We start from the raw sequence: 9,232 nt of genomic DNA, 5'->3' as shown, positions 1-9,232 counted from the left end.
CATACTGCACACGTGGAGTGTATCTCGCAACTCATTTTAAAAGAAGGCAACTAACCCTTGTGGTTGTTGCCTATTCTTGTTCTTCGAAAGGATTTACAAAGTTGTAATAAATACGTAGATTACCTTCAATGCTACAGGTTATTTTATTCACCAAAGAGTGCAAGATTTGAGGAGTTAAATCATCTAGTAATGAAACGTCTTTAAGCTTTTTTCCTAAATCAATTGCATAGTTCTCACTTTCGCACTCTTCAAACTTTTCTTGATACTCAATCTTGGCTGTTTCGAGTTCAGCTACTTTCTGGTCTATCTGCTTTCTATATTCAACCAGTTCTTCTCGAGATATAATTTGGTCAGCGTACATATCAAGGTAATCTCTCTTTCTAGAACGTAATTTATTTGCTTTATTTTTGATTTTTGTTAGTTCGTTTGAAATCGAAACCTTCTTTTGATCCAATCTTTTGTGTAAACTCTTTATAAACTCATCATCTTGAATGGAATGGAATAACTCCTGTAGATCCTCTAGGATAATGTGTTTTAGTTCTTTCTCACGGATAACAACTCTATTTAAACAGAAAGGATCACCGTACTTAATATTACCTCCGCAACTATACCCTTTTTGATTTGCCTTGTACCACATTCCTTTTTGGCAATTTTCACAGAACAATACATTAGTGAACAAATGGCTTTTTGGAGCAGTACTTGTACGTGTTCTAGTTTGAAGCATTTTTTTAACTGCCTGAAAAGTCTCCTTTGAGATGATCGGCTCGTGAGTGTTTTCTTGAATTGAAGCTTGGGCTACATACATCAAGAGTTCTTCGTTTTGTTGTCGTTACTGAGATTGTTTCTGTTCTGTTTTGAACAAGGTCACCACAGTAATGTTGATTGTTTAAGATATTCTTAATAGTAGTAGCGTGCCATAAAGGTGATGCATTAGACTTATTAGCAATTTGTGAAGGTGTAGGAACTTTTTCTGCTGTGAATCTTTTTGCTATTGAATCCATTCCTTTTCCATCCAAGTATTCTCTAAAGATTCGTCTAACAATTTCTGGTGTGTTATCTTCACGAATTTTTAGCTTACCGTTGTCAGAATAGTATCCATAAGGTGGATTAGAACCTACAAATAACCCTCTGTTAGCTTTTGTGCGTTTGGCTACCTTATTTCTTTTACTGCTGTTATCTGACTCGATTTCATAAAGCCAAGCATACAATCCAAAGTTTTGAACGTCCCCGGTAATGGTATTGATTGACTTATCTAGGCATACAATATGAATATTATTTTGCAAGCAGATGTCCCGTAACTCATATGATAACTTGCCGTTACGAGCTAATCTAGAAAAGGATGGCATATTAGTTTTATAATCTTGTAGGATTACTTCTACAAATATTTTTATCCATCAGGATTTGAATAATTAATATCAAGTTTATTAATCTTTGCAACATAATCTCAACCAGAATTAATCATCTGTCTAGATGCAGAGTGCCGAAAAAAAGTGAAGAAAACAAAAAATAACTCTAAAATCAACTTTTATTGTATATTTTGGAGTTACTTGACGTTTATGATCATCATAAGGATTTGCCTCTTTCCCTACATTCCTTATCTCCGAATTTGTCCATTTCCACGAATCACGTATTTTGTAGAAGTCAATGCAGGAAGTCCCATTGGTCCCCTTACATGTAGCTTTTGCGTACTGATGCCGATTTCTGCACCAAAGCCGAATTCAAAACCATCAGTAAAGCGAGTCGAAGCATTATGGTAGAGCGCCGCGGCATCTACGGACGTGAAAAACTTGTTCACACTTTCTTCCCTTTCTGTAATAATTGCTTCGGAATGCATGGATCCATAAGTATTGATGTGGTTAATAGCTTCTTCTACAGAGGAGACCATTTTGACTGCCAGCGTGAGAGACAAAAATTCAGTTCCCCAGTCTTCTTCTGAAGCAGGTACAATAGAAGAATCGATAGCCAGTGCCTTCTTATCTCCACGTAGCTCTACTCCTTTTTCCTTTAAGGAAGAAAAGAGCTCGGTACCAAATCGGTGCGCCCACTCCTCATGAAGTATAATTGTTTCAATTGCATTACATACAGATGGTCGCTGTGTTTTTGCATTTATAATAATATCAAATGCCATCTGTTTATCCGCTGTTTCATCAATGAAAATGTGACAATTTCCCGCACCTGTTTCCAATACAGGAACAGACGCTTCTCTCACTACAGTATCTATTAGCTGTTTGCCACCTCTTGGGATAAGAACATCCAAATACTCATTTAACGTAAACAGCTGCTTTGCACTATATCGCGACGTATCTTCAATGAGCTGTACGCTTTCTGGAGGCAAGCTCGTTTGTTTAAGAGCTCGGTGAATGACAGCTACGATGGCTTTGTTAGAATAAGTAGCGGAAGAACTGCCACGCAAGATCACTGCGTTTCCTGTTTTCAAGCAAATTGTGGCCGCATCAACAGTTACATTCGGTCGCGCTTCGTAAATCATCCCGACAACACCTAGTGGCACACGCATTTCTTGAATAGACAATCCATTCGGTCTTTCCCATGTGGTTACACATTCTCCAACAGGATCACGCAAATTAATTAGCTGCCGGATACCCTCTGTCATATCAATAATGCGCTGTTCATTCAGCGTAAGGCGGTCAAGTATAGAAGCAGACATTCCTTTTGCTTTACCTACTTCAATATCTCTTTTGTTCTCCTCCAAAATATAGGGTATTTCTATTATCAATTGATCCGCAATCGCAGCAAGTGCCTTGTTTTTTTGAACTGTGGATTTTAGAACAAGTTCTCCAGCTATCTTTTTCGCTTTTTGTCCCTTTTCTAATACTTCATTCATCTTCATTTCCTCCTTTTAAAGATTCAAAATATAAAAACTTGAGGCATGTTTAACTTTGACAACTTGGAACGATTATCCAAGACTCTTTTACATAGATATTAGGTGTATCAATCAGATTTAGGACGGAGGATTTCGCCCTCTTCACTTGAACGGATCCTCTCTATTCTTTAAATGAAACCCAATTATCCCTATGAATGACTTCATAGCTATCTCTTACGCCTTGAGCCTGAATGACGTGACTCTGCATCCCTTTTATATCCTGTAGTTCCTCTGCACTATATCTACACTGACCTTTCCCTATCAAGAGTCCTTGTTGTGTAATGACCTCCACAACTTCGCCCGCTCGAAAGAACCCAGACACATTAGTAACACCAGCAGGAAGAAGACTTTTTCCATGATGAATGATGGCAGAGGCTGCCCCAGCATCTACTTCAATTTGTCCACTAACAAGCGAATGTAGCGCGATCCATTGCTTGTTCATCTTAATCACTTTTTGAGGAGCATTACCGATATACGTTCCATCACCTTTACCCTTCAAAACATCTAAAAACTTCTCCTGTCCAGATCCTGTTCCGATAAATACACTCACTCCAAGAGATAGTGCCGTCTTTGCAGCATCGATTTTTGATCTCATACCGCCAGTTCCAAGTTTTGAGCCCGCATCTTCAGCAAGAGAAGCAATTTCTTCCGTAACCTCAGGGAGGAAATAATACTTTTTCGCATCCGCATTTTTCTGAGGGTTTTGATCATATAAACCGTTCACATCTGTAAAAATCATGAGCATATCCGCCGAAACAAGCCCACTCACTAAAGCTGACAGCATATCATTATCACCAAAAGTGAGCTCCTCTAAAGAAATTGAATCATTTTCATTGATTATTGGAAGAGAGGAACGATTTAGTAGCTCTTCTAAAGTGGCATATGCATTACTGTATTGATCTTTTCTAGAAAAATCAGTTCTCGTCAGCAAAAGCTGCGCGGTAACGATACCATATTTACGGAATTCCTCCGTATACGCCTGCATTAACAGACTTTGTCCTACAGCCGCGGCAGCCTGCTTCCCTTTAATTGTTACAGGTCGACTTGGATACCCAAGAGCAGAAAAACCTGCAGCAATTGCCCCAGATGTAACCAGCAACACTTCATGTCCTTCCTGTTTCAATTGCGCCAAAGCAGCAACATGATCAGAAAGCTGTTCCTCAGAGATACCTTCATGATTAACTGCCAAGGAACTGCTTCCAATTTTCACGACAATTCGCTGTTTTTTCACTTTTGTACCTCCTATTCTAAATGCGAATTTTTTTGTAAATTAAACTTCTAACATGCTATTTAGCAATAAAGAGCAAAATAAAAATGACCGCTTCGCCCTTAATAAAAAGGACGAAACGATCATTGTTCCGCGGTACCACCTTTATTGATATAAATATATATATCCGCTTGACACCTATAACGAAGGTATACGCCTAAACTTTCGTTTAAGACTCAGGGATAGGTTCCATATTTTCTATACGAGGAATCTTTCAGCCGGTGAATTCCACTCTCTTTCGCAAGAAGATATATGTACTAGTTCCCTTCGACGATTTTCAATTTGATTTTTATACATTATGCAATATAGTGCGTTTTTATGTCAAGAGTCATTTTTTAAATTAAATTAATTTTCTAAATATCTCTTAGCATAAAGTGAAATTCATGTCTAAACATAAGTTTTTTATATTCATTACGTTGTTAATAGTGATGTTTACTAATCTTCAACATGATTTAAAATTTGATTAGTTAATATATAACAAAGATACTAAATTATTTAGAAATTACGCGTTTCATACAGAATAAAACTGATTTCTAAATTTTTTTATATTGCAAAAAACAATGTACTCTCTTAAAATGTTTTTTTATATTGCATGGGATATTATTAGTTTTTTCAGAATAATAATTTCAAACCGATATAATTTATTTTAGAAGGAGCAAAATTGAGTAAATATGGATAAACAAATTGGATTCATTGGATGCGGAAATATGGGGATAGCTATGATTGGTGGGATGATAACCAAAAATATAGTGCCTCCGGATAAAATAATTTGTTCAGATTTAAACCATACAAATTTAAAAAATGCTAGTAAAAAATATGGTATAACTACAACTACTGACAACAATGAGGTAGCTAAAAATGCTGACATTTTAATTTTATCTATCAAACCAGACCTATACTCATCAGTAATTAACGAAATAAACGAACAGATAAAAAACGATGTTATAGTCGTAACTATCGCTGCAGGAAAAAGCATTAAAAGTACTGAGGAAGCTTTTAATAAAAAGTTAAAGGTTGTAAGAGTAATGCCTAATACACCTGCTCTTGTTGGAGAAGGAATGTCTGCGTTATGTCCTAATGAAATGGTTACAGAAAAAGATTTAGAGGATATACTGAACATTTTTAATAGTTTTGGCCAAACAGAGATAGTAAACGAAAAATTAATGGATGTTGTAACATCTGTAAGTGGTTCTTCTCCAGCATATGTATATATGTTTATAGAAGCCATGGCAGATGCTGCTGTATTAGATGGTATGCCAAGAAATCAAGCATATAAATTCGCAGCTCAAGCTGTATTAGGCTCTGCAAAAATGGTACTGGAAACGGGAATACATCCAGGTGCATTGAAAGACATGGTTTGTTCTCCAGGTGGAACGACAATAGAAGCTGTAGCAATATTAGAGGAAAAAGGCTTAAGAACAGCTATCATTTCAGCTATAAAGCGTTGTACGCAAAAGTCTGTTGAACTATCCAGTCTCATAAAACATATGTAAAACAAAAAAAGGCGATTTTTTGTTCAGTTTTGAACGAACACCAACATCTATTGTGTTGTCAATTACAGTCGACACATGTGGAGTGCGTGGCGCAACTCACTTTAAAGTTTTAACAACAAAAAAACTTTTGATAGATTAAATAATTCTTTGCTAAAATCAGAATAAACAACTGATAAAAGGAAAGAGTTGGGAAAAGGAAAAAGGATCGTACGTAGTCACCTCAATCCTTTTCCCTATTTTTTTACCAATCCTTTACTCTGAAAATTATGATGTTTTGCTAAAAAAGGTGAGAGGGTGGATAAATAGCAAGAGTTTATTATTTCTGAACAAAAAAAGGCAGCAGGCCCAAAATAAAGTATGTTGAAAAGGTAATGCTGTTCATTTTGGGTAGCAGAGTGAGAGTAATGATGTTTTGTTTAGTTATGAAGAGAAGAATACTCATCGAAAGATATGTTTTAGCCACCTAAGGAAAGGTGGTTTATTTGTTGTTTAGGACATTATAAAAAGTTGACCAAACACTATTTCAAAGGTACTTAAATTAAAGAAACAGCAAGGTTAGGTTCCTAATTTGTAGGTTAACTAACTTACTTACAGAAATACTTGAATAATTTTCTTGTGTAGGTGGGGACAATAAGAAAGATGTCTAGGGTGTATTTTCTTGTTGAAATTTTTAAAATAAATAATTTTAACTTTAAAGAGCCACCTGGAGTTGTAATCAACTAACATATTCAAAATAGCAAAATAAGAAGACATCCTTTATAAAACATATGTCTTGAGGTGGTATGATGAAAAAAAATCGTAATATAAAGCGTTTAAAAAAGGATATTCAAGAACTTGATTCCTCCGACATACTGCTCCAAAATGGTCAAGATTGTGAACTCGAACAGAATATATACGTGAATGAAGAGCTTTTGAAACAAGTTTTTGAGAATTGTTCCGATATTGTTTTTCGTCCAATTCTCGTAAATGGGCAAACCAAAATGCTTCTAATTTATATAGATGGATTAGTGGATACAAAAACATTGGATCAGGTTGTTTTAAAACCAATGATGTACGAAGGAATGCCTAATGGACTAAAGAGTGTGGACTCAATAGGGGATATCATCCATGATCGGCTTATCGCTGTTTCTCAAATAAAGACGGTTTCAAAGGTTCGTGAGGTTATAGATGAAGTAATGAAAGCTAATATCGTCATTCTAACATACGGGGAGAATCAAGCTCTAGTTGCTGATTTAAAAGGGTTTGAAAAACGTAGTATTGAAGAACCATCTGCCGAAATCTCTGTTCGTGGGCCTCGTGATGGTTTTACAGAAACGTTAAGAGTCAATACGAGCCTTCTTCGTCGAAGAATTCGGAGCCCAAGACTAAAAATGGAACCCTATACGATTGGGGATTTATCTCAGACAGATGTGGTTATTGCTTACATTGAGGGAATTGCTCCAGATTCGGTATTGGAGGAAGTACGACAACGGGTCGAGCGAATTAAAATTGATGGGGTATTAGAGTCAGCCTTCATTGAAGAGTTTATCGAGGACCAACCTTTTTCTCCCTTTCCTCAAATTCAGAATACCGAGCGGCCGGATGCAGTGTGTGCAAGCCTATTAGAAGGGAAAATCGCTATTTTAGTAGATAACACACCATTCGTTCTGATCGTTCCTATGACATTCTGGACAGGTCTACAAGCAGCGGAGGATTATTATGAACGATCCATTTACACAACCTTTGTTCGATGGATACGTTTTATTTTAATCAATGTTTCTTTATTTCTTCCTTCCCTCTACGTTGCGATTACAACCTTTCATCCGAAATTGATCCCAACAAATCTACTTATTAGTATTGCATCGGCGCGAGAAAGCATACCTTTCCCGGCTGTCATAGAAGCACTGATGATGGAATTTTTGTTTGAGGGTTTGAGGGAAGCAGGCGTTCGATTGCCAAAGCCGATTGGATCAGCAGTTAGTATCGTGGGAGCACTTGTCATCGGACAAGCTGCTGTGCAAGCAGGCATTATTTCGGCACCATTGGTCATTGTTGTGGCTACAACTGGTATTGCGTCGTTTGCTTTTCCACGCTACAACTTGGGAACAGCCTATCGTATGTTACGCTTTCCGATGTTGATATTGGCAGGGATGCTTGGGCTGTATGGCATTGCTATAAGCACCATTGCGATTGTGATCCATCTTACAAACATTCGTTCTTTTGGTATTCCTTATCTAAGTCCGGTTGCTCCTCAGATTCCTCGCGATTTGAAGGACGTTTTACTCCGAACACCTCGGTGGAATATGACTCGTCGTCCATTAATGATTTCAGGTGAGGATAAAACGCGTATTCCAGATGGACAACAACCAGGTCCGAAACGGGGGAAAGAGACAGAATGAGCAAGCACAAGTTACTTTGTATGATGTTGATCGTTTCTTTATTTTTCTTGACGGGCTGTTGGGATCGTACCGAGTTAAACGACCTGGCAATAGAGTTAGGTTTGGGGCTTGATCAAGCGAAAAATAACAAGCTTGAAGTCAGCGCTCAATTTATTATACCTTCAATGATGGGGATGGGCCAGAGTGGAAGAAGTGATTCAGGAAAACCGTTTTTTATAGAATCGGGTACTGGAAGGGACACACTTGAAGCTGTACAAAAGATGCAAACAAAATTGTCAAGAGAAGTCTTTCGAGGGCATCATCGTGTGATTTTGATTGGAGAACCATTAGCTAGACAAGGTCTTGCTAATGTATTAGATAACTATAGCCGCGATCCTGATATTAGATTACGAGCAGATGCGCTCGTAGTAAAAGGAAGTTCTGCAAAAGAGTTTCTGGAAGCATCTTCACCTTTAGAAAATATCCCGGCAATTGGGGCACAAAAAGAACATGCGCAATCGGGTGGATTAGGAGACAGTTCTTTAGTAAATTTTCTTATTGCCGGTGCTAGTGATGGAATCAACCCTATCCTACCCGTTATTAAATTGATCCCTAGTTCTAATGACCAAGATCAACCGGGTGTCAAAGAATTTCAATATGTAGGTGGAGCGGTTTTTAATAAAGACCTTAAATTGATAGGATATTTAAATAATCAGGAAGAATCAATCACACTTTGGGTGGCTAATCGTTTGAGTAAACAGACTATTACAGAAACTGTCCCACAGGGGAATGGAAATGCCAGTTTATATATGACAAAAATCGCGAGTAAAATAAAGCCCAGTATTCACGGGAACACCATCAAGTGTGACATTGTTCTTTCTGGTGAAGGAACCATTCAGGAGAACAATACGAATTTAGATATTACGCAGCCTAAAAACCTTACCTTTTTAGAACATGTACTGGAAAAAAAGGTCGAAAAACAAGCTCTCCAGACAATCGAAAAGGTTCAAAAACAATTCGGAACCGATATCTTTGGCTTGGGAGAAGCTATTCATCAAAGTAATCCATCCAAATGGAAAGTACTAAAGAAGGAGTGGGACAAACAGTTTTCAAAAGTACAGGTCTCTGTCCATGCAAAACTGACTATTCGGCGAGTAGGTCTGACCGGACCATCTTTGCAGGTAAAGCAAAATGAAATAAAAAAATAAGGAGGCAAATGGATTGTGAGAAATTC

General features: G+C 37.4%; 7 protein-coding genes and 1 other annotated feature. Of the genes, 3 read left to right on the top strand and 4 right to left on the bottom strand.

Features of this window, described 5'->3' with window-relative positions; genetic code table 11:
* Positions 1–70: 70 nt before the first annotated feature.
* The 4 genes from COJ46_RS15505 to proB all read right to left on the bottom strand — a co-directional run bounded on the left by COJ46_RS15505 (position 71) and on the right by proB (position 4,112).
* A complete protein-coding gene (locus COJ46_RS15505) occupies positions 71–805 on the bottom strand; it encodes a recombinase zinc beta ribbon domain-containing protein (RefSeq protein WP_098566052.1) in 735 nt (244 codons plus the stop codon).
* Complete coding sequence (locus COJ46_RS15500; protein WP_098566051.1) at positions 729–1,346, bottom strand: recombinase family protein; 618 nt, start codon at positions 1,344–1,346, stop codon at positions 729–731. Before COJ46_RS15500 ends, COJ46_RS15505 begins: the two co-directional genes overlap by 77 nt.
* Positions 1,347–1,594: 248 nt before the next feature.
* On the bottom strand, positions 1,595–2,842 hold the full coding sequence (locus COJ46_RS15495) for a glutamate-5-semialdehyde dehydrogenase (protein ID WP_097973351.1): 1,248 nt from the start codon (positions 2,840–2,842) through the stop codon (positions 1,595–1,597).
* 160 nt (positions 2,843–3,002) lie between these two features.
* Positions 3,003–4,112 carry a glutamate 5-kinase gene (gene proB / locus COJ46_RS15490; RefSeq protein ID WP_098566050.1) on the bottom strand — a complete coding sequence of 370 codons (1,110 nt, stop codon included), beginning with the start codon at positions 4,110–4,112 and terminating at the stop codon, positions 3,003–3,005.
* A 103-nt stretch (positions 4,113–4,215) separates the two neighbouring features.
* Positions 4,216–4,428, bottom strand: a binding site (T-box leader).
* Between the two features lie 391 nt (positions 4,429–4,819).
* Between proB and proC the strand changes: the two genes are divergently transcribed.
* The 3 genes from proC (at position 4,820) to COJ46_RS15475 (ending at position 9,206) form a co-directional block, all read left to right on the top strand.
* Positions 4,820–5,641: a pyrroline-5-carboxylate reductase gene (proC, locus tag COJ46_RS15485; protein ID WP_097973354.1), complete on the top strand. Its 822-nt coding sequence runs from the start codon at positions 4,820–4,822 to the stop codon at positions 5,639–5,641.
* Between the two features lie 782 nt (positions 5,642–6,423).
* Entirely contained in the window at positions 6,424–8,019 is a 1,596-nt protein-coding gene (locus COJ46_RS15480; RefSeq protein WP_098566049.1) for a spore germination protein, read from the top strand.
* Entirely contained in the window at positions 8,016–9,206 is a 1,191-nt protein-coding gene (locus COJ46_RS15475; RefSeq protein ID WP_098566048.1) for a Ger(x)C family spore germination protein, read from the top strand. The genes COJ46_RS15480 and COJ46_RS15475 overlap by 4 nt, the downstream gene beginning before the upstream one ends.
* Positions 9,207–9,232 lie beyond the last annotated feature (26 nt).

It is taken from the genome of Bacillus sp. AFS077874 (genome assembly GCF_002566505.1).
Lineage (GTDB): Bacteria > Bacillota > Bacilli > Bacillales > Bacillaceae_G > Gottfriedia.
The sequence above is the reverse complement of the archived record's forward strand: the minus strand, read 5'-3'. Positions and strand labels throughout refer to the sequence as shown.